The 18,265-nt window shown below is 63.7% G+C and carries 16 protein-coding genes, 1 pseudogene and 1 riboswitch; of the genes and pseudogenes, 12 read left to right on the plus strand and 5 right to left on the minus strand.

Going from position 1 to position 18,265, the window contains the following annotated elements:
* Positions 1-851: pseudogene (locus tag A9W99_RS12795) on the minus strand (TIGR00374 family protein); the annotation flags it as partial.
* Between the two features lie 93 nt (positions 852-944).
* On the minus strand, positions 945-1,394 hold the full coding sequence (locus tag A9W99_RS12800) for a hypothetical protein (RefSeq protein WP_067377910.1): 450 nt from the start codon (positions 1,392-1,394) through the stop codon (positions 945-947).
* A gap of 109 nt (positions 1,395-1,503) precedes the next feature.
* Here A9W99_RS12800 and A9W99_RS12805 point away from each other — a divergent pair, with 109 nt between their 5' ends.
* The 11 genes from A9W99_RS12805 to A9W99_RS12855 all read left to right on the plus strand — a co-directional run bounded on the left by A9W99_RS12805 (position 1,504) and on the right by A9W99_RS12855 (position 13,887).
* Positions 1,504-2,445 carry a class I SAM-dependent methyltransferase gene (locus tag A9W99_RS12805; RefSeq protein WP_067378181.1) on the plus strand — a complete coding sequence of 314 codons (942 nt, stop codon included), beginning with the start codon at positions 1,504-1,506 and terminating at the stop codon, positions 2,443-2,445.
* Positions 2,446-2,447: 2 nt separating this feature from the next.
* Positions 2,448-3,395 carry a class I SAM-dependent methyltransferase gene (locus A9W99_RS12810; protein ID WP_067378177.1) on the plus strand — a complete coding sequence of 316 codons (948 nt, stop codon included), beginning with the start codon at positions 2,448-2,450 and terminating at the stop codon, positions 3,393-3,395.
* A gap of 124 nt (positions 3,396-3,519) precedes the next feature.
* Positions 3,520-4,239, plus strand: coding sequence for a FadR/GntR family transcriptional regulator (locus A9W99_RS12815; protein ID WP_067377912.1), 720 nt, complete (start codon positions 3,520-3,522; stop codon positions 4,237-4,239).
* Positions 4,236-5,033, plus strand: coding sequence for an ABC transporter permease (locus tag A9W99_RS12820; RefSeq protein WP_067377915.1), 798 nt, complete (start codon positions 4,236-4,238; stop codon positions 5,031-5,033). Before A9W99_RS12815 ends, A9W99_RS12820 begins: the two co-directional genes overlap by 4 nt.
* Before the next feature lies 1 nt (position 5,034).
* Complete coding sequence (locus A9W99_RS12825) at positions 5,035-5,907, plus strand: ABC transporter permease (RefSeq protein ID WP_067377918.1); 873 nt, start codon at positions 5,035-5,037, stop codon at positions 5,905-5,907.
* Between the two features lie 5 nt (positions 5,908-5,912).
* The gene (locus A9W99_RS12830) at positions 5,913-7,127 is read left to right on the plus strand and encodes an MCE family protein (protein ID WP_067377921.1); all 1,215 of its coding nucleotides are present in this window, start codon (positions 5,913-5,915) and stop codon (positions 7,125-7,127) included.
* A 10-nt stretch (positions 7,128-7,137) separates the two neighbouring features.
* The gene (locus tag A9W99_RS12835; protein ID WP_067377923.1) at positions 7,138-8,169 is read left to right on the plus strand and encodes an MCE family protein; all 1,032 of its coding nucleotides are present in this window, start codon (positions 7,138-7,140) and stop codon (positions 8,167-8,169) included.
* Positions 8,166-9,710: a virulence factor Mce family protein gene (locus A9W99_RS12840; protein WP_067377926.1), complete on the plus strand. Its 1,545-nt coding sequence runs from the start codon at positions 8,166-8,168 to the stop codon at positions 9,708-9,710. The genes A9W99_RS12835 and A9W99_RS12840 overlap by 4 nt, the downstream gene beginning before the upstream one ends.
* Positions 9,707-11,206: a virulence factor Mce family protein gene (locus A9W99_RS12845; RefSeq protein WP_067377929.1), complete on the plus strand. Its 1,500-nt coding sequence runs from the start codon at positions 9,707-9,709 to the stop codon at positions 11,204-11,206. The genes A9W99_RS12840 and A9W99_RS12845 overlap by 4 nt, the downstream gene beginning before the upstream one ends.
* Positions 11,203-12,345, plus strand: a complete 1,143-nt coding sequence (locus A9W99_RS12850; RefSeq protein WP_067377932.1) for a virulence factor Mce family protein — start codon at positions 11,203-11,205, stop codon at positions 12,343-12,345. Before A9W99_RS12845 ends, A9W99_RS12850 begins: the two co-directional genes overlap by 4 nt.
* A 3-nt stretch (positions 12,346-12,348) precedes the next feature.
* Positions 12,349-13,887 carry an MCE family protein gene (locus A9W99_RS12855; protein ID WP_067377935.1) on the plus strand — a complete coding sequence of 513 codons (1,539 nt, stop codon included), beginning with the start codon at positions 12,349-12,351 and terminating at the stop codon, positions 13,885-13,887.
* 251 nt (positions 13,888-14,138) lie between these two features.
* Here the strand turns inward: A9W99_RS12855 and A9W99_RS12860 are convergent, their stop codons facing one another.
* The 3 genes from A9W99_RS12860 to A9W99_RS12870 form a co-directional block, all read right to left on the minus strand.
* Positions 14,139-14,918 carry a hypothetical protein gene (locus tag A9W99_RS12860; RefSeq protein WP_067377938.1) on the minus strand — a complete coding sequence of 260 codons (780 nt, stop codon included), beginning with the start codon at positions 14,916-14,918 and terminating at the stop codon, positions 14,139-14,141.
* Positions 14,911-15,576, minus strand: coding sequence for a helix-turn-helix domain-containing protein (locus A9W99_RS12865; protein ID WP_067377941.1), 666 nt, complete (start codon positions 15,574-15,576; stop codon positions 14,911-14,913). Before A9W99_RS12865 ends, A9W99_RS12860 begins: the two co-directional genes overlap by 8 nt.
* 103 nt (positions 15,577-15,679) lie before the next feature.
* The gene (locus A9W99_RS12870; RefSeq protein WP_253869804.1) at positions 15,680-16,870 is read right to left on the minus strand and encodes an endonuclease/exonuclease/phosphatase family protein; all 1,191 of its coding nucleotides are present in this window, start codon (positions 16,868-16,870) and stop codon (positions 15,680-15,682) included.
* A 425-nt stretch (positions 16,871-17,295) separates the two neighbouring features.
* Positions 17,296-17,406, plus strand: a riboswitch (SAM riboswitch).
* Between the two features lie 32 nt (positions 17,407-17,438).
* Between A9W99_RS12870 and A9W99_RS12875 the strand changes: the two genes are divergently transcribed.
* Complete coding sequence (locus A9W99_RS12875) at positions 17,439-18,233, plus strand: hypothetical protein (RefSeq protein WP_067377944.1); 795 nt, start codon at positions 17,439-17,441, stop codon at positions 18,231-18,233.
* Positions 18,234-18,265 lie beyond the last annotated feature (32 nt).

The raw sequence follows: 18,265 nt of genomic DNA on the forward strand, positions 1-18,265 counted from the left end.
CGCAGCCGCAACTCCCCCCCCCCGGGGCGCAGTGCGCCCCCGCTGCGCTGATGTGGGCCGTACAGCTCGACCGCCGCGGGCGCAGCGGAATCCTCGGCTGTCGCCGCCAATACAAGTGGTCCCGGTCCGGCCGGCCGGACCACTCTCAGGCCGATCACCACGAAGCCGCGTTTGGCTAATGCGCGCACCGCACCGTCCAGCGGCACCTCGAGGGCCGGCGTGCCGACGATCAACACCACCAACGCGCCGACGAACCAGCCCACGCCCAAACCGAGCAGCGAGCGGGCCGGAACGACGGCGCTGACAATGAGGTGGATCGGCACGAAGGCCAGCAGCAGCGCCCACCACCAGCGCCGCCAGCGCGCCGGCAGCCATGGACCCGAGACGGTGAGCACCGCGGCCAGCATCGCGATCCAGCGCGGGTCGTCGAGGAACTGCGCCAGCACGGTCTGCAGCCGGTCGGAAAGGTCGAAATGCCATTTGGGTGCCGCGATCCCGTTGCCGGTGATCGACAGCGGCAGGATGGCGAAGACCCCGGCGGCCGCGTACGCGCCGAGCAGCTTCCACTGCCGGGAGACGATCAACCCGATCAGGATCATGAACGGCAACGCCAGAATCGCGATGCCGTAGGCCAGGTACACCAGATTGGATTGGGTCGGGGACAGGACTCCGACGATCGAGGAGATGGATTTCTCGAGGTTCATCCACCGCGGGCGGGTGATCAGATAACTGACGATGACTATCGCGAGGAATACCGTCGCAAGCGCCAGTCGGATGATGTCGTTGGTCCGTCGGGTCAGCGGTTGCAGCAAGCTGCCGGTAACGGTGATGTCTCGCCCGTCAACGCGCATGCTGCACGATCCCTTCGGGACCTTCCGGATCAGCCGCGCTATCAGCGGCTCGCCGACAACTTAACCGCATACCTAATCGTCGTCGCTATGTTGCTATAGCGCCCCTAGCAACAAGACCGTCCAGGCCGCCGTAAGCAGCATCCCGTAGCCGATCACAAGGGCGAACCCGACACGACGCGCTGGCGCCAAACTCCCTGAGGCAAGACTGGGACGACGGCGGAGGTAAGCGAGCAGGAGGCCGAGCACCAGGATCACCGGAACGGTGATCGGCCAGCCGGCCAAGACCAGGTACGGGCCGTGGAAGAGGAAAACGCCGAACGACGCCAGCGTGGCTCCGATTGGCGACGTGCGCGCGTCGGTGTGCGATACGGCGAGGCCGAAGGCGAGCAGGAAACTGGCAAGCCAACAGACCGCACTCGCCACCACGAAAAGCGATATGAGGACGCGACCAAACGACGGCCATCGGCGAGGCGGGGCGACCGGCGGTGCGTAGTATCCGCCGACAAACCCCCGGTCCCACGGGGCCTGGTTCCACGACGTCATTGCGGTAGTCAACCATTTCAGCCGCCCGCCAGGTATTCACAGCGGGTTCACATGCAGGCCGCCTACGGTCGGTACATAGTTGTGCTAGCGAACTTTGGAGGGCGTGAGCGTGCCGAGAACAGAGAACGACACCTGGGAAATCACCGAGAGCGTGGGTGCGACGGCATTGGGCGTCGCGGCGGCCCGCGCGGCGGAGACCGAGAGTGCGACGCCGCTGATCAGCGACCCGTTTGCGCGGGTGTTTATCGACGCCGCCGGCGAGGGACTGTGGAACTGGTTCGCGTCGCCCAACCTGCCCGACGAAGTCGTCGAGCTCGAACCTGATCTCAAACCGCGGATGCAGGGCATGGTCGACTACATGGCCGCCCGGACCGCGTTCTTCGACCAGGTCTTTCTCGACGCGACCCGCGCGGGGATCTCTCAGGTGGTGATCCTGGCCGCAGGTTTGGACTCGCGTGCGTGGCGGCTGCCCTGGCCGGACGGGGTCACGGTGTACGAGCTCGACCAGCCGCGGGTGCTGGAGTTCAAGGCGTCGGCGCTTGCCGAACACGGCGCGGAGTCGACGTGCAATCTGGTCAGCGTTCCGGTCGACCTGCGCCACGACTGGCCGGCGGCCTTGCAGCAGGCCGGTTTTGACCCTTCCGCACCCAGTGTTTGGTCAGCCGAGGGGCTGTTGCCGTTCTTGCCGGCGGTCGCCCAGGAGCTGCTTTTCGAGCGCGTCCAAGCACTGGGCGCACCCGGCAGCCGGATCGCCGTAGAGGCGCCCGGCCCGGACTTTCTCGACCAGGAGCGCTATGCAAAGCGGCGCGAGTCGATGCGGCGTGTCCGCGACCTGATGGCCAAACTGCGACCTGAGGTCGACATGCCTGAGGTCGAGGATCTGTGGTATTTCGAAGAACGGGAAGACGTCTCCGATTGGCTCGGGCGGCACGGCTGGGACGTGACGGTCACGCCGGCCGAACAGCTGATGGCCAGGTATGACCGCAGGCCGCCGGAGGACGTCGAAGACGCCGCACCGCAGACTCTGTTCGTGACGGGAGAAAGGAAATGAGCGTGGCCAGAACGGATAACGACAGCTGGGAGATCACCGAAAGTGTGGGTGCGACGGCGCTGGGTGTGGCGGCCGCGCGCGCAGCCGAAACGCGAAGTGAGACACCGCTGATCAGCGATCCGTTCGCACAGGTTTTCCTCGACGCCGCCGGCGACGGGGTGTGGAATTGGCATTCCGCCCCGCAGCTGCCACCCGAACTCGTCGAAGCCGAACCCGAGTTGCCGTTGCAGATGGAGTCGATGGTCAGCTATATGGCTTCGCGGACAGCCTTTTTCGACCAGTTCTTTCTTGACGCCACCGAAGCGGGCATCCGCCAGGTGGTGATCTTGGCTGCCGGTCTTGATGCGCGGTCCTGGCGGCTGCCCTGGCCAGACGGGACGACGGTGTACGAGCTGGACCAGCCCAGGGTGCTGGAGTTCAAATCGTCGACATTGGCCGAGCACGGGGCGGAGCCGGCCTGTCATCGTGTCGCCGTTCCGGTGGACCTGCGCCAGGACTGGCCGGAAGCGTTGCGGCAGGCCGGGTTTGACTCCAGCGCCCCCAGCGCCTGGTCGGCAGAGGGCCTGATGCCCTACTTGCCGGCCGCTGCCCAGGACCTGCTGTTCGAGCGTGTTCAGGAGCTGACCGCCCCCGGCAGCCGGGTGGCTGTCGAGGCGCTGGGCCCGAAGTTCCTGGACCCTGACGCCCGCGCGAAGCGTCGTGCGCGGATGGATCGGGTTCGTGCCTTCATGTCGGTGGTCGACCCTCAGCGCGAGGTCCCCAGAACCGACGAGTTGTGGTACTTCGAGGAGCGCGAAGACGTCGGCCAGTGGTTTGAGCGCCACGGCTGGGAGGTAACGGTGACGACGACCGACGAACTCATGGCCGGTTATGACCGCAGCGCTCCCGACGAGGTGGCAGACCAGATTCCGGGGAATCTGTTCGTGACGGCCCAGCGGACGGAAGGTTAGCCGCGCCGAGACGCCCTACGGCGCCGGCGCCGGCCGGGCAAGCGGTGCACGGACCGCGCGAAAGATTTGCGACACGCCGGTGGTCTGACCACTTTACTCTCGTCACACCAGCCACACTGGCCGCATGGTGGTGCAGCCGGTGCGCCGATCGGTGCCCGAACAGGTTTTCGAGCAGATTGCCGCCGATGTACTCAGCGGAGAGATGCGACCTGGTGAAGCCTTACCCAGTGAGCGACGATTGGCAGCGGTTTTCGGGGCTTCAAGACCCGCTGTCCGGGAGGGCCTCAAGCGGCTGGCGGCGGCCAGTCTGGTGGAGGTGCGCCATGGCGGTGTCACCACTGTGCGCGATTTCCGGCGGCATGCCGGCCTGGACCTGCTGCCCCGGTTGCTATTTCGTGACGGCGAACTCGACCCCACCGTGTTCCGCAGCATTCTCGAGGCCAGGCTGCGTATCGGCCCGAAGGTCGCGGAGCTGGCAGCCGAACAACACGGACCCGAAATAGCCGAATTGCTCGCGGATTCGCTCCGCGTCCTGGAGTCCGAAGAGAACCCCCTTCAGTGGCATTGCGACACGCTCACCTTCTGGGATCATGTGGTCGATGGCGCCGGCTCAATCGTATTCCGGTTGATGTACAACGCCTTTCGCGCCGCGTATGAGCCGGCGCTGATTGCGCTGGGCACAGCGGTGGGCGCGGAGGCCAAGCGCCCGGACGCGTACCGGAAGTTGGCCGTTGCGGTATGTGCCGGCGAATCCGCCGGTGCGAGGCACGCCGCACACGAGGTGCTCGAACTCGCGAACGCGACATTGATGGCCGCATTGGACAGTCAAGGGAGCCGACCTTGACCGCCCACACGGTGATCACCACGTATCTGCGCGAGCAGATGCAGCCCGGGATCGACGCGGTCGGCGGTTTCTACCGGACCTGTGTGCTGACCGGAAAAGCGTTGTTCCGCAGGCCGTTTCAGTGGCGCGAGGCGATAGAGCAGGGCTGGTTCATCACAAGTGTCTCGTTGCTGCCGACGCTTGCGGTCTCGATTCCGCTGACGGTGCTCATCATCTTCACCCTGAACATCCTGTTGGCGGAGTTCGGCGCCGCCGACATCTCCGGCGCGGGCGCGGCGCTGGGTGCGGTCACTCAACTGGGCCCGCTGACCACGGTGTTGGTGATTGCCGGCGCCGGATCCACCGCCATCTGCGCCGACTTGGGTGCCCGCACCATACGCGAGGAGATCGACGCGATGGAGGTGCTCGGCATCGACCCGATCCACCGGTTGGTGGTACCGCGCGTCGTCGCCGCGACCATCGTCGCCACCCTGCTCAACGGAGCGGTGATCACTATCGGCCTGGTCGGCGGTTTCCTGTTCGGCGTCTTCATACAACACGTCTCATCCGGTGCCTACGTCAGCACACTGACCTTGGTGACCGGTCTGCCCGAGGTGATCATCTCGGTGGTCAAGTCGGCCACCTTCGGAATGATCGCCGGCCTGGTCGGCTGTTACCGCGGCCTGACGACCAAGGGCGGGCCCAAGGGTGTCGGCATCGCCGTCAACGAGACGTTGGTGCTGTGCGTCATCGCGCTGTTCGCGGTCAACGTGGTGCTCACCACGATCGGCGTCCGATTCGGAACGGGGCGTTAGCATGTCCGGATCAGCAGCCGTGCTGCGCGCGCGCTACCCGCGCACAGCCGCCAACCTCAACCGCTACGGCGGCGGCACGGCCCGAAGATTCGAGCAGATCGGGATTTTCGCGAGGTTCACCCGGATGAGCCTCTGGGAGATCGGGTGGGCGCTGCGCCGCTACCCCAGGGAGACGCTGCGACTCATCGCCGAGATCGGCATGGGCACCGGTGCAATGGCCGTCGTCGGGGGAACCGTTGCGATCATCGGTTTTGTCACCCTGTCCGGCGGCTCACTGATCGCAATCCAGGGCTTCGCGTCGCTGGGCAACATCGGAGTCGAGGCCTTCACCGGTTTCTTTGCGGCCCTTGCCAACACCCGCGTGGCAGCGCCCATCATCGCCGGTGTGGCACTGGCCGCGACGGTAGGTGCCGGCGCCACAGCACAATTGGGCGCGATGCGGATCAGCGAGGAGATCGACGCGCTGGAGGTCATGGGCATCAAGTCGATTTCGTTCTTGGTGTCCACCCGGATTCTGGGCGGGCTGGTGGTGATCGGTCCGCTGTACGCATTGGCTCTCGACATGGCTTTCACGTCGGGCCAGGTAGTCACCACGGTGTTCTACGGCCAGTCCAACGGGACCTATGAACACTACTTCCGGACCTTCCTGCGTCCCGAGGATGTGGGTTGGTCGGTGGTGGAGGTCGTCGTGATAGCCGTGGTGGTGATGATCACCCATTGCTACTACGGGTACACCGCCAGCGGCGGTCCGGTCGGCGTCGGGCAGGCCGTCGGACGCTCAATGCGTTTCTCGCTGGTCTCGGTGGTGGTTGTGGTCCTGCTGGCCCAGTTGGCGCTTTACGGCGTCGACCCGAACTTCAATCTCACGGTGTAACCGCCGTGACGACACCGGTGACACGGAAGACCCGTCGCGTGTGGATCTATCTCGAAGGCGTGGCTCTGCTGTTGGCCGGTGTGTTGGTTATCGCGTTGGTGTACTTGCAGTTCCGCGGAGATTTCACACCCAAGACCGAGCTGACGATGGTGGCGTCGCGGGCCGGGCTGGTGATGGAACCGGGAGCGAAGGTCACCTACAACGGGGTGCAGGTCGGACGGGTGGCCGGCATCTCGGAGATCGAGCGTGACGGCAGGCCGGCAGCCAAGCTGATGCTGCACGTGAACCCGGAGTACATCAGGCTGATTCCGGTCAACGTGGTGGCCAACATCGAGGCGGCCACGTTGTTCGGCAACAAATATGTGTCGCTCATGTCGCCGGATAACCCTAAGCCGCAGCATATCTCGCCGACCGACGTGATCGACGTGCGGTCGGTGACAACCGAGTTCAACACCTTGTTCGAGACGGTCACGTCGATCGCCGAGAAGGTGGACCCGATCGAGCTGAACTCGACGCTGTCCGCGGTCGCCCAGGCGCTGGATGGGCTGGGCGCCAAGTTCGGGGAATCGATCGTCAACGGCAATCACATTCTGGACCAGTTGAACCCGCGGATGCCGCAGGTCGGCTACGACGTGCGCCGGCTGGCGGATCTGGCTGAGATCTATGCGCGTTCGTCGCCGGACCTGTGGAACTTTCTGCGCAATGCTTTGACCACGGCGCGCACGCTGACCAGGCAGCAGCACGACCTGGATGCCGCGTTGCTGGCGGCGGTGGGCGCGGGCAAGACCGGCGAGGACATCTTCACCCGGGGCGGCCCGTACCTGTCGCGCGGCGCCGCCGACTTGCTGCCTACCGCAACGCTGCTCGACGAGTACAGCCCGGAACTGTTCTGCATGGTCCGCAACTTTCGCGACGCGGCGCCCAAGGTAGCGAATGCGGCTGGCGGCAACGGCTATTCGTTGTCAGCCGCCGGAACAATCATCGGAGCGCCAAACCCGTATGTCTATCCGGACAATCTGCCGCGGGTGAACGCTCGCGGGGGACCGGGTGGACGGCCAGGGTGCTGGCAGCCGATCACCCGGGAGTTGTGGCCGGCGCCGTATCTGGTGATGGACACCGGCGCCAGCCTTGCGCCGTACAACCACCTCGAGCTCGGCCAGCCGATGTTCACCGAATACGTCTGGGGGCGCCAGTTCGGGGAGAACACGATCAACCCATGACGAGGAATCCATGAGAGGCACCGGCACAGCAGTCAAACTCGGCATCTTGTGGTTTGTCCTGTTGGTGTTCACCGTGACGATCATCGTGGTGTTCGGCCAGATGCGCTTCAACAGCACCACCGGATACTCCGCGCTGTTCACCAACGTCAGCGGGCTACGGGCCGGGCAGTTCGTCCGCGCTGCGGGGGTGGAGGTCGGCAAAGTCGCCAAGGTGACGCTTATCGACGGGGACAAGCGGGTTTTGGTGGATTTCAACGTGGATCACACGCTGTTGCTGGACCAGGCGACGACTGCGTCGATCCGCTATCTCAACCTGATCGGCGACCGCTACCTCGAGTTGCAACGCGGGTACAGCGGCAGGCTGCTCGCCCCCGGCGGCAGGATCCCGATTGAGCACACCCAGCCGGCGTTGGATCTCGACGCGCTGATCGGTGGTTTCCGCCCACTGTTCAAAGCATTGGACCCGGACAAGGTCAACAGCATTGCCAGGTCGATCCTGACCGTGTTCCAGGGCCAGGGCGCCACCATCAACGACATCCTCGACCAGACAGCATCATTCACCGCCACTCTGGCCGAGCGAGATCAAGCGATAGGCGAGGTGATCAACAACCTGAACACCCTGCTGGCCACCACCGTCAAGCACCAGAAGGAGTTCGACCAGACCGTCGACAAGCTCGAGGTACTGATCACCGCATTGAAGAACAGGGCCGATCCGCTGGCCGCCGCGGCCGCACACATCAGCAACGCCGCCGGAACTCTGGCCGACCTGTTGGGTGAGGACCGACCGTTACTGCACAGCACCGTCGGACACCTCGATCACACCCTGCAGCCGCTGATAGACCAGCTGCCGACTCTCGACGATGTGCTGGGCAAGCTGCCGGGCGCCTACCGGATCATCGGCCGAGCTGGTGGCACATACGGCGACTTCTTCAACTTCTACCTGTGCGACCTGTCGTTGAAGGTCAACGGATTACAGCCTGGCGGCCCGGTGCGCACCATCAAGCTGTTCAGCCAGCCCACCGGGAGGTGTACGCCGCAATGAGGACGCTGACCGAATTCAACCGAGGTCGCGTAGGGCTGATGGGTGTGCTGGTCACGGTGCTTGTTATCGGTGTGGCGCAAAGCTTTACCAGCGTGCCGATGTTATTCGCGACGCCAACCTATTACGCGCAGTTCACGGACACCGGCGGACTCAGCGCGGGCGACAAGGTGGAAATCGCCGGTGTGAACGTCGGTCTGGTGCGCTCCCTGAAGATCCAGGGCAACCGCGTCCTGATCGGCTTCTCGCTTGCCGGCAAGAGGATCGGGACGCAAAGCCGGGCCGCGATCCGCACCGACACCATTCTCGGCCGGAAAAACATAGAGATCGAACCACGAGGGTCAGAGCCGTTGCGGCCCAACGGTGTTCTGTCATCGGCCCAGACCACCACGCCGTATCAGGTCTATGACGCGTTCGTGGACGTCACCAAGGCGGCGACGGGCTGGGACATCGAGGCCACCAAGCGTTCGCTGAAGGTGTTGTCGGAGACCTTCGATCAGACCGCTCCCCATTTGAGCGCTGCCCTCGACGGCGTCAAAGAGTTTGCCAACAGCATCGGTCAGCGTGGTGAGCAGATCAAGCAACTGCTGGCGAATGCGAACAAGGTGGCGCGGGTGTTCGGCGACCGCAGCGGTCAGGTCAACAACCTGCTGGTCAATGCCAACACTCTGCTGGCCGCCTTCCGGCAACGCAGTCAGGCACTGAGCATTCTGCTGAGCAACGTGTCCGAGGTGTCCACCCAGGTGACCGGCCTGATCAAGGAAAACCCCAATCTCAACCATGTGCTGGTCGAGTTGAGGACGGTCAGCGACGAACTGGTCAAGCGCAAGAATGATCTTGCCGAAGTGCTGGTACTGCTCAGCAGATACACCGCTTCGCTGACCGAGGCTGTCGGTTCCGGACCGTACTTCAAGGCGATCGTGGCCAATCTGCTGCCCTACCAGATCCTTCAGCCGTGGGTTGACGCGGCTTTCAAGAAGCGCGGCATCGACCCTGAGCAGTTTTGGCGCAGTGCCGGGCTGCCGGCGTTCCGGTTCCCCGACCCCAACGGCACCCGCTTCCCCAACGGCGCACCGCCGACGGCGCCGCCAGTGCTGGAAGGCACGCCGGCGCACCCGGGACCCGCCGTCCCGCCGGGATCGCCTTGTTCGTATACCCCGGCCGCAGACGCGCTGCCGCGACCTGGAAATCCGTTGCCCTGTGCGATGACTGACGAAGGACCTTTCGGCCCAACCCCATTCGGCTTTCCGGTGCCGATTGACGTCCAGACGTCGCCACCGAACCCCGGCGGCTTGCCGCCCACACCCGGTGTGCCGAGCGCGGGCCGACCGGGTCAGATGCCGCCGGCTGCGCCGGGCATGCCGGTGCCGCTGCCGGCCCATGCGCCTCCTGGCGCCCGCACGGAACTACCCGGGCCGGTCACCGGTCCCAGCCCGCCGGCGTTGCCACCGGCTCCGCCGCCGGGGCCCGCACCGGTCGGACCCGGGCCGCAGCTACCGGCCCCGTTCATCACCCCGGACGGGACGGGAGGTAGCTCGCAATGAGCACCATCTTCGACATACGCCAGTTGCGACTGCCGAAAGTGTCTCGCACTGCGGTGATTATCGGCTCCCTGGTAGTGGTGTTGGCGCTCCTCTCCCTTGCCGTCGGCACCCAGCTCTACCGGAAACTGACCAACACGACCGTCGTCGCGTATTTTTCCGAAACGCTCGGGCTCTACCCCGGTGACAAGGTTCAGATCATGGGCGTGCGGGTCGGTTCCATCGACAAGATCGAGCCCGCGGGCGACCGGATGCGGGTCACGTTGCACTACAACAGCAAGTACAAGGTGCCCGCCAACGCCACCGCGTCAATCCTCAATCCCAGCCTGGTGGCGTCGCGCAACATCCAGCTGTCGCCGCCCTACACCGGTGGGCCGGTGCTCAAAAACGGCGCGGAAATCCCGATCGAGCGCACCCAGGTGCCCGTCGAGTGGGACCAACTGCGCGAATCCATCAGCGGGATCCTGCGGCAGTTGGGCCCGACGGCGGAGCAGCCGAAGGGGCCGTTCGGTGAGTTGATCGAATCGGCGGCCGACAGCTTGGCCCGAAAGGGCACGCAGGTCAATGAAACCCTGAACAGTTTGTCGGACGCGTTGACCGCGCTGAACGAAGGCCGGGGAGACTTTGTCGCGATCACGCGAAGCCTGGCGCAGTTCATCAGCGCGCTGTACCAGAACGATCGGCAGTTCACTGCCCTCAACGGCAATCTGGCCGAGTTCACCGACTGGTTCACCAAGTCCGACCATGACGTCGCCGACACGGTCAAGCATGTCGACGAGGTGCTCACCACCGTCCGAAAGTTCCTGGGCGACAACAGTTCAGTCTTGGCGCGCGACGTCAACAACCTCGCCGACGCGACCACCACCATTTTGCAACCCGAGCCGCGTGACGGGCTGGAAATGGCGCTGCACGTGCTGCCCACCTATGCGGGCAACTTCAACAACATCTACTACCCGCTGCACAGCTCGCTGGTGGGGTTGTTCGTGTTCCCCAACTTCGCGAACCCGATTCAATTCATTTGCAGTACGATTCAGGCCGGCAGTCGCCTGGGCTACCAGGACTCCGCTGAGCTGTGCGCGCAGTATCTGGCGCCGGTGCTCGACGCCATCAAGTTCAACTACCCGCCCGCCGGTGTCAACCTTTTCAGCTCGGCGGCGACATTGCCCAAAGAGGTGGCTTACTCCGAGGAGCGGCTGCGCCCGCCGCCGGGATACAAGGACACCACCGTCCCGGGGATCTTCGCGCGGGACACCCCGTTCTCGCATCGCAACTCCGAACCGGGTTGGGTGGTCGCGCCCGGCATGCAGGGCATGCAGGTCCAGCCGGGTACCGCGAGCCAGCTGACGCCCGAATCGCTGGCCGAGCTGATGGGTGGGCCCAACATCGCGCCCCCGCCGCCCGGTACCAATCTGCCCGGACCGCCGAACGCCTACGACGAATCCAATCCGCCACCGCCGCCGGGTTTCCCGCCGCCCGCACAGACTAGGCCGGGACCGTGAAACGCATTGTCGGCGCCGCTCGCCGCGGGCTGGTGTTGCTGCTGACGGCAGCGGTGTTGACGTCGTGCTCCTGGCGTGGCATCGCCAACGTGCCGCTGCCGATCGGCCGTGGCACCAGTTCGAATCACCTGACCGTCTACGTGCAGATGCCCGACAGCTTGGCGCTGAACACCAACAGCCGGGTGCGGGTCGCCGACGTATGGGTTGGCACGGTTCGGGACATCAGGCTGAAGAATTGGATGGCCGTCCTGACCTTGGATCTGGATCCGAACGTGAAGCTGCCGGCGAACGCTACCGCGAAAATCGGCCAGACCAGCCTGCTAGGTACTCAGCACGTCGAATTGGCCGCGCCAAGGGATCCGTCTCCGCAGCCGTTGAAAAGTGGTGACACCATCGGCGTGGCGAACTCCTCGGCCTATCCCACCGTCGAACGGACGTTGGCCAGCGTCGCGGTGATCCTCAACGGAGGCGGCATCCCGAATCTCGACCTCATTCAAACCGAGGTCATCAAGATTCTGGACGGTCACGTCGACCAGGTTCGCGAATTTCTCAAGAAGCTGGCCACCTTCACCGCCGAACTGAACCGCCAGCGCGACAGCCTCACCCGCGCAATCGATTCGACCAATCATCTGCTGTCCGTTGCCGCTGACCACAACGACACGCTGGACCGGTTGCTCACCGACATTCCGCCGCTGATGCAGCATTTCGCCGATACCCGCGAATTATTCGCTGACGCAACGGAATCCCTGGGCCGATTCAGCGACGCGGCAAATCGGGCGCTGTTGGATACCCGGCCCAACCTGCACACGAGTCTGAAGTACTTGCAGCGACCGTTGCGGGAACTCGAGCGGTCTTCGCCGTATGTCGTCGACGCGCTGAGGCTTGGTCTCACAGCGCCGTTCAACATCGACAAAGTCCCCCAGGTGATTCGCGGCGACTATGTGAACATTTCGGGTGCGCTCGACCTGACGCTGTCCACCATCGACAACACCATGCTGAGCGGCACGGGATTCTCGGGATGGTTGCGAGCGCTCGAGCAGGCGTGGGGACGCGATCCCAACACCATGATCCCGGATGTGCGCTATACGCCGAACCCAAACGACGCCCCAGGTGGACCGCTGGTGGAAAGGGGCGAGTGAAAGATGTTGACCCGTCTCATCAAAACGCAACTGGTGTTGCTGACCGGGTTGGCGCTCATCGCGGTGCTGGTGCTGTGCGTGTACTACTTGCGGATACCGAGCCTTGTCGGCATCGGCCGGTACACCCTCTATGCTGATTTGCCGCAATCCGGCGGACTTTATCGCACGGCCAACGTCACCTATCGGGGCGTCACCATTGGGAAGGTCACCGCCGTCGCACCCACCGAGCGGGGTGTACGCGCAACGATGAGCATCGACAACGGTTTTGAGATTCCCACCGATGCGTCGGCGAATGTGCATTCGGTTTCGGCGGTCGGCGAGCAGTACATCGATCTGGTGTCGGGCCGCACCGGGGGACCGTACTTCGCCGACAGGCAGACGATCACCAAGAGCACGGTGCCCAGCCAGATCGGCCCGGCGCTGGACGCCGCAAACCACGGATTGGATGTGCTGCCGAAAGACAAGGTGGCGTCACTGCTTCGCGAGACTTCGCAAGCTGTAGGCGGATTGGGACCATCCCTGCGTCGGCTGGTCGACGCTACCCAGGCGATCGCCCACGACTTCCGGGGCAGCATCGACGACATCGACGACATCATCGCGCGTTCGGCGCCGATCATCGATAGCCAGGCCAATTCCGGTGACGACATCGCGCGCTGGGCCAGGAATCTCAATATGCTCGCCGCACAAACCGCTGCGCAGGATCCGGCGCTGAGCAGCATTCTGGCCAACGCGGCGCCGACCGCCGAGCAGGTCAACGCTACGTTCAGCGAGGTGCGGGAGTCGCTGCCGCAGACGTTGGCCAATCTCGAGGTCGTGATCGACATGCTCAAGCGCTACCACAACGGCGTCGAGCAGGCGTTGGTCTTTTTGCCACAGTCGGGGGCGATTGCCCAGTCAGTGACCTCGCAATTTCCCGGTCAGGCGGCGCTGGGTGTCGGCGCTTTGGCCCTCAATCAGCCGCCGCCGTGCATGACCGGATTCCTGCCGGCATCGGAGTGGCGGGCACCTGCGGACACCAGCACCGCGCCACTGCCCAAAGGAACCTACTGCAAGATCCCGATGGATTCGACGAATGTGGTTCGCGGAGCGCGCAATTACCCATGCGTGGATGTGCCCGGCAAGCGGGCGGCGAGCCCGCGGGAGTGCCGCAGCAACGCGCCCTATGTGCCGATGGGTACCAATCCCTGGTACGGCGACCCCAATCAGATCCTGACCTGCCCCGCGCCGGCTGCGCGTTGCGACCAGCCGGTGAAGCCGGGTCTCGTTATCCCGGCGCCCTCGGTGAACAACGGCTTCAATCCGCTGCCCGCCGATCGGCTGCCGGGGACGCCGCCGCCAGTCAGCGACCCCCTGCAGCGACCCGGGTCGGGCACCGTCCAATGCAATGGCCAGCAACCGAATCCGTGCGTCTACACCCCGATGGCGCTCTATGACGTGCAGAGTGGCAAAGCCGTTGGGCCCGACGGGGTTGTCTATTCGATTGAGAACTCCGGGAATGTCGGCGACGACGGGTGGAAGCAGATGCTGGCACCGGCGGGGTGAATTCGTCGCGCTTGGGCTCTGGCCGGTGGTGGTCACATCCGTCACACCAGTCACCGGAAAGAAAGCGGTTGTCTTTTTGCCCGACTAAGAGCGACAAATTGGTTGTGCCCGTTGGTATGTCAGGCGCTAGCGGCTGACGCAGCCGAAGCGCCCTTGTGCACAAGGTCTTCCACGAGCTCGGGTTCGTCGCGATTTAATCGGCAACGATGTTGGTGGCTCTAAGTATCGGCCACCGCCACTCGGATGACACGTCAATGTGGTGCTAAGAGCAACCGCAGCGCCGACTGGCCTTCTCTACGGATCCCCGTTGGGATTCGTTGCCACGCAGGGTGATCCGCCGGAAGGCAGTTCGCGAGCAACCTCAGCCGCTTCCTGTCGGATCCTGCGAAGCGTTCTTGTGTCACGTACGGGTCTTCGATGCAGCACAGCAAGACTGCTGCGTCGTAGAGGTGCCGGTCTCGATCGCGGGTGTCGGTTTGATAGGCCGCGGCTTTCAGGATCAGCGCGCCGAATTCGTCCGGGACGCTGATGGTTGTTGCCTGGCCTGCGATGATCTCCATGCGGGCATTGAGCGTGCGACGCAAAGCTTGAGTTCCGCCAGGAAGCTTTACCATGGGACAGCCTCGGAGTTTCTCTACTACGTTTGGCGCGGCATGGTCTGCAACTAGCACGTCGACCGTGTCCGTGGCGCCGGCCAAAAGGTCGACACGGGAATCTCCGCGGATGAACCGGTGGGCGAATTTAGTCCGTGGGTCGACGGGGGTCATCAGACGATATCCGAGTGACTCGAGCGGGTCTGCGGCTGCTGCGGATGCGCTGCGGGAGGTCTCGACGTGTAGCACGACGTCCACATCGTTAGTGACCCGGAGCGCCCTGACGCGGTGGTGCAGGGCATGCAGTTGGACCATGAGCCCACCAACAAGTGTCCATCGCTCGCTCGGTAGATGATCCGCGAGTTCGGCAACGTTCGGCCATGGCTTTTGCCAGCCGCCTGACGGTGTGACGACCTCGATGGTGCGCCGTTCACGCATTGAGCCGCTCCAATCTCTTGTCGAGGAAATTCAGGCCGGTCTGGCGCTCCCTGATGTCGAGAGATTCAGCGAGATCGAGTGCTGCGAGGGTCGGTGCATGCTCGGCCAGCGCCACTACGGTCGCCAAATCCATTGCGGTAGCCCGCAAAGTGTAGCTACCTTCGGCGTCCTCGATGAGTGCGTGGCGGGCGACAATTTTGCCTAGCTCGCCGGAAGCGACATAACCGTCCACTCTGTCTGGGGCCTCGACCAGACCGAGGACGGCGGCTGCACGGGAGGTATCGACCAATTCGTGTCGGAGTCGTTCAGCTGCCCGTGAATGTCCTTGGTATCGGTGCACTTCTGCGCGGGCGCGGGTACGGCTGACCAGTTCGATCCCGCTCACCCTGCGCAGCGTGCTCTTCAATCTCGAGCGCTGGGCAGGGCCGATCCATGGCGCGGGCAAGTCTGACAGGATCGCCACCACAGCCCACGCGGTACTTTCCGACCACGCCCGATGCCGCGAACCTTCCCGAGTGGCGATATGCCGATCGAGAGAAGTGCGGTCGATCAAGCCATGCGCGACGCGCCTGAGATCGCCTCGCGCCGCGAGGTACTGGACCTGACGCGTCGTCACGCCCAGGCGTCGCGCGGCCTCGGTTACCGTGACGAACTCCATACGGATATATTCGCTATCGCGAAGTTATCTGTCAATCGGGACGTGTATGGATTACGAAGTCAGAGCGCAGTCCCGCGAGGTGAATCTGCGGTCGCAGTGATAGTTACTCCGGTAGGTCCTCGAAACTGTTCGCAGTGGTGTACGACAGCAGCTGCGCGGCGACTAAAGTAGGCAGCTCGTCGTAGTTCACTCCGCCGACGGCAACAGATCGCTTCCACACATGGTCGAGCAAACGTTTGCCGAGTGAGCCGTTCTGAAGCAACCGCGGCCCCCAGATGCGGACCTCCTTGAGGACACCGCCTGCCCACTCGGCAGTGACAAATGTTGGTCGGAACTGCTGGACAGCGTCTTGGCCATTGAGTCCGTTCGTCATGTCGCTGAGGCTCCCGGGTGCAAGTTCGAAGCGTGCACGGACGTTCCCTTTTGGGCCGATCTCAGCGCGGGCCAGCCGGCCCTCCGGGCCGACGGTGTCGCCGATCTGGCCGCATGTGGACGAGTCAATGCCAGTTATTTTGGTGGGTACTGCAATATTGATATCCGCAACGACGCTGGCATGGTCTGACGCTCCGTTCTGTCGTGGCTCGTGCAGTATCGCAGCATCGGCGATTGCGTGCTGCAGTTGCGGGGAGACAAAGATGTAATCCACCCGAAATCCGTTGAAATCGACGGACTTCCCGGTGGTTTGGTCTTTCCGTTTCGAGTACCAGGTGTAATCTCGGACGTGCGTGTGAAGATGGCGCCACGTGTCAACAAACCCGATGTCAGCGAGCTGTGTCATGTAGTGCGACATCGCGAACATTTCGCCCTCTGCATCGATCCGTAACCCAGTGTTGAAGTCGCCGAGGATGATTGCCCGACACCCCCTGTGGTCGACGGCATACTTGATGGCGCGTTCCCACAGCAACTGCTTGCGCCTGGCACCGGAAATGGCGCGGTCATTCGAAAATCTATGGTCCTGAGTGCCCGGGATGTGTACGAGTAGTCGGTCTAGGTCTAACTCGTTGAGACGAACAGCAAGCCATCGTTCACGATCGACATCAGGCGTTACCCGCTCGGTAGCGTCTTCAAATGGCCACTTGCTAGCGACGAGAACGCCATTCCGACTAGTCTCCGGGTTCGATGTCGCGATGAATTGGTAGCCAAGCCGTTTCAGCTCGGCGCGTAGCGATGGTTCATTTCGAGTACGGAACTCAGTGAGTGCCAACAAGTCTGGGTTGACATCTTCGACGTGGCGGCAGATCGCTGAGATTCGCGATCCGCCGCCGTGGCCAATGTTCCAGTTCAGAATGCGCACTGTTGTTATCCCGTACGATCGTTGCCAACCTTCGGCGCAGACGACTAAGTTTCCTCAAAGCCCGACTGATCGAACTTCAGCGTCCTAGCGTTACAGATCGCTGAACTCAAACAGTTACTTTACCGAAGTAGCGAACAGTAATGCGTCTTCAGAGGAGCAATTGCTTCGAGGGTGAGCCGTTTACTGGGAGCGACTCCGTTGACCGAGTATGACAAGAAGACTCTGACTACCGCACTTAGACTTCCAAGCCGCCGACGAGAAGCGCTTGGATACACACTTCGGAGTGGCGCCAGCAAAAGGGCCTGGGATAACTTAACCGAAAAACGATAGGTGCACTGGCTGGCCTACATCAATTCGTGGACCTCGTGGCGTGCCGCCGCCTGAGCTCACAAACTTGTCGGTGGCCGGCGCTACGGTTGGGTCAGCTTCATGAGACGCCGTCGCCAAGCTCCGACTGGACGGCGCGCCAACCCCACGCTCGTGGGTGGCTCGGATGACGACGTGACCGGCACCGACCGTGCCGGTAAGAGCGCCACCACGGCGGAGGCTCAGACATCGGGAGGTATCAATGGCGCATTTCTCCGGCTCTTCGGAGAAATCTCAGATCATTCTGCTTGGTGACCACGACACGGTGGTGGGACACCGCGATGACTTGTCCGACTATGCGGCGCATCAGGGATGCACCATCGCCGAAGCCTTCTCGTTTGCACCGGGCGAGCCGGCAGCTCACGACGACCTGACCGAGGTTGAGGCGGTGGTCTCGGCGCTGGGCCGCGCAATCGCGTACCGCATGCACATCTGGGTTCCCTTCCCGGGTCCGGATTTTGGGCGTGAGCAACACTGGCGGCGACTGAGTTTGGTGTTGCAGCGCCACGGCCTCACTTTCCTGTTCGGTCGGGAAATCGAGCCGTGCCCCACCAGCGGCGGGTTCAGCGAGATCGATTTCGCACTGCGACGGGAAGTCCAGGCTGTCGACGAGCTGGACAATGCGGCTTTGGCTATCGCGGGAATCGAAAGCCTCAGCCGTGAAATCGAATTGGCCCTGGCCGCTAGTAGCACCACTGCGCTCGTCAGATCCGCAGCCCGCCGCGTGGCTGTGGGTGGCGGTGCCGATGCCGCTCGCGCCGATAGCGCTTCACCGCCGACGCTTCCAGCTCCGACGGCAGCGTGGGCGCATCGCCAGCCGGTGCTGAAGCGCTACGTTCGTTGGCTCGTGCACGGCTGCGGCGTCACGCAAGTTGCCACCGCTCGGGTTCTCAACTCGGCGGGACAACGCACCCCGAAAGGCCGCCTGTGGCAATCGAGTTCAGTGTCAGCCCTGCTGAACGGTCGCTACGACGGCGGCGCCGACGCCCGCCGGTGAGAAATGGAACGCTCGACGTGACTCGATGACGG

Origin of the sequence: Mycobacterium sp. 1164966.3 (assembly GCF_001665395.1) — a bacterium.
Lineage (GTDB): Bacteria > Actinomycetota > Actinomycetes > Mycobacteriales > Mycobacteriaceae > Mycobacterium.

Coding starts and splice junctions, on each gene's coding strand:
- A9W99_RS12800 (WP_067377910.1), bottom strand. CDS start 1,394: ATGACGTCGTGGAACCAGGCCCCGTGGGACCGGGGGTTTGTCGGCGGA.
- A9W99_RS12815 (WP_067377912.1), top strand. CDS start 3,520: ATGGTGGTGCAGCCGGTGCGCCGATCGGTGCCCGAACAGGTTTTCGAG.
- A9W99_RS12825 (WP_067377918.1), top strand. CDS start 5,035: ATGTCCGGATCAGCAGCCGTGCTGCGCGCGCGCTACCCGCGCACAGCC.
- A9W99_RS12835 (WP_067377923.1), top strand. CDS start 7,138: ATGAGAGGCACCGGCACAGCAGTCAAACTCGGCATCTTGTGGTTTGTC.
- A9W99_RS12840 (WP_067377926.1), top strand. CDS start 8,166: ATGAGGACGCTGACCGAATTCAACCGAGGTCGCGTAGGGCTGATGGGT.
- A9W99_RS12845 (WP_067377929.1), top strand. CDS start 9,707: ATGAGCACCATCTTCGACATACGCCAGTTGCGACTGCCGAAAGTGTCT.
- A9W99_RS12855 (WP_067377935.1), top strand. CDS start 12,349: ATGTTGACCCGTCTCATCAAAACGCAACTGGTGTTGCTGACCGGGTTG.
- A9W99_RS12860 (WP_067377938.1), bottom strand. CDS start 14,918: ATGCGTGAACGGCGCACCATCGAGGTCGTCACACCGTCAGGCGGCTGG.
- A9W99_RS12865 (WP_067377941.1), bottom strand. CDS start 15,576: ATGGAGTTCGTCACGGTAACCGAGGCCGCGCGACGCCTGGGCGTGACG.
- A9W99_RS12875 (WP_067377944.1), top strand. CDS start 17,439: ATGGCGCATTTCTCCGGCTCTTCGGAGAAATCTCAGATCATTCTGCTT.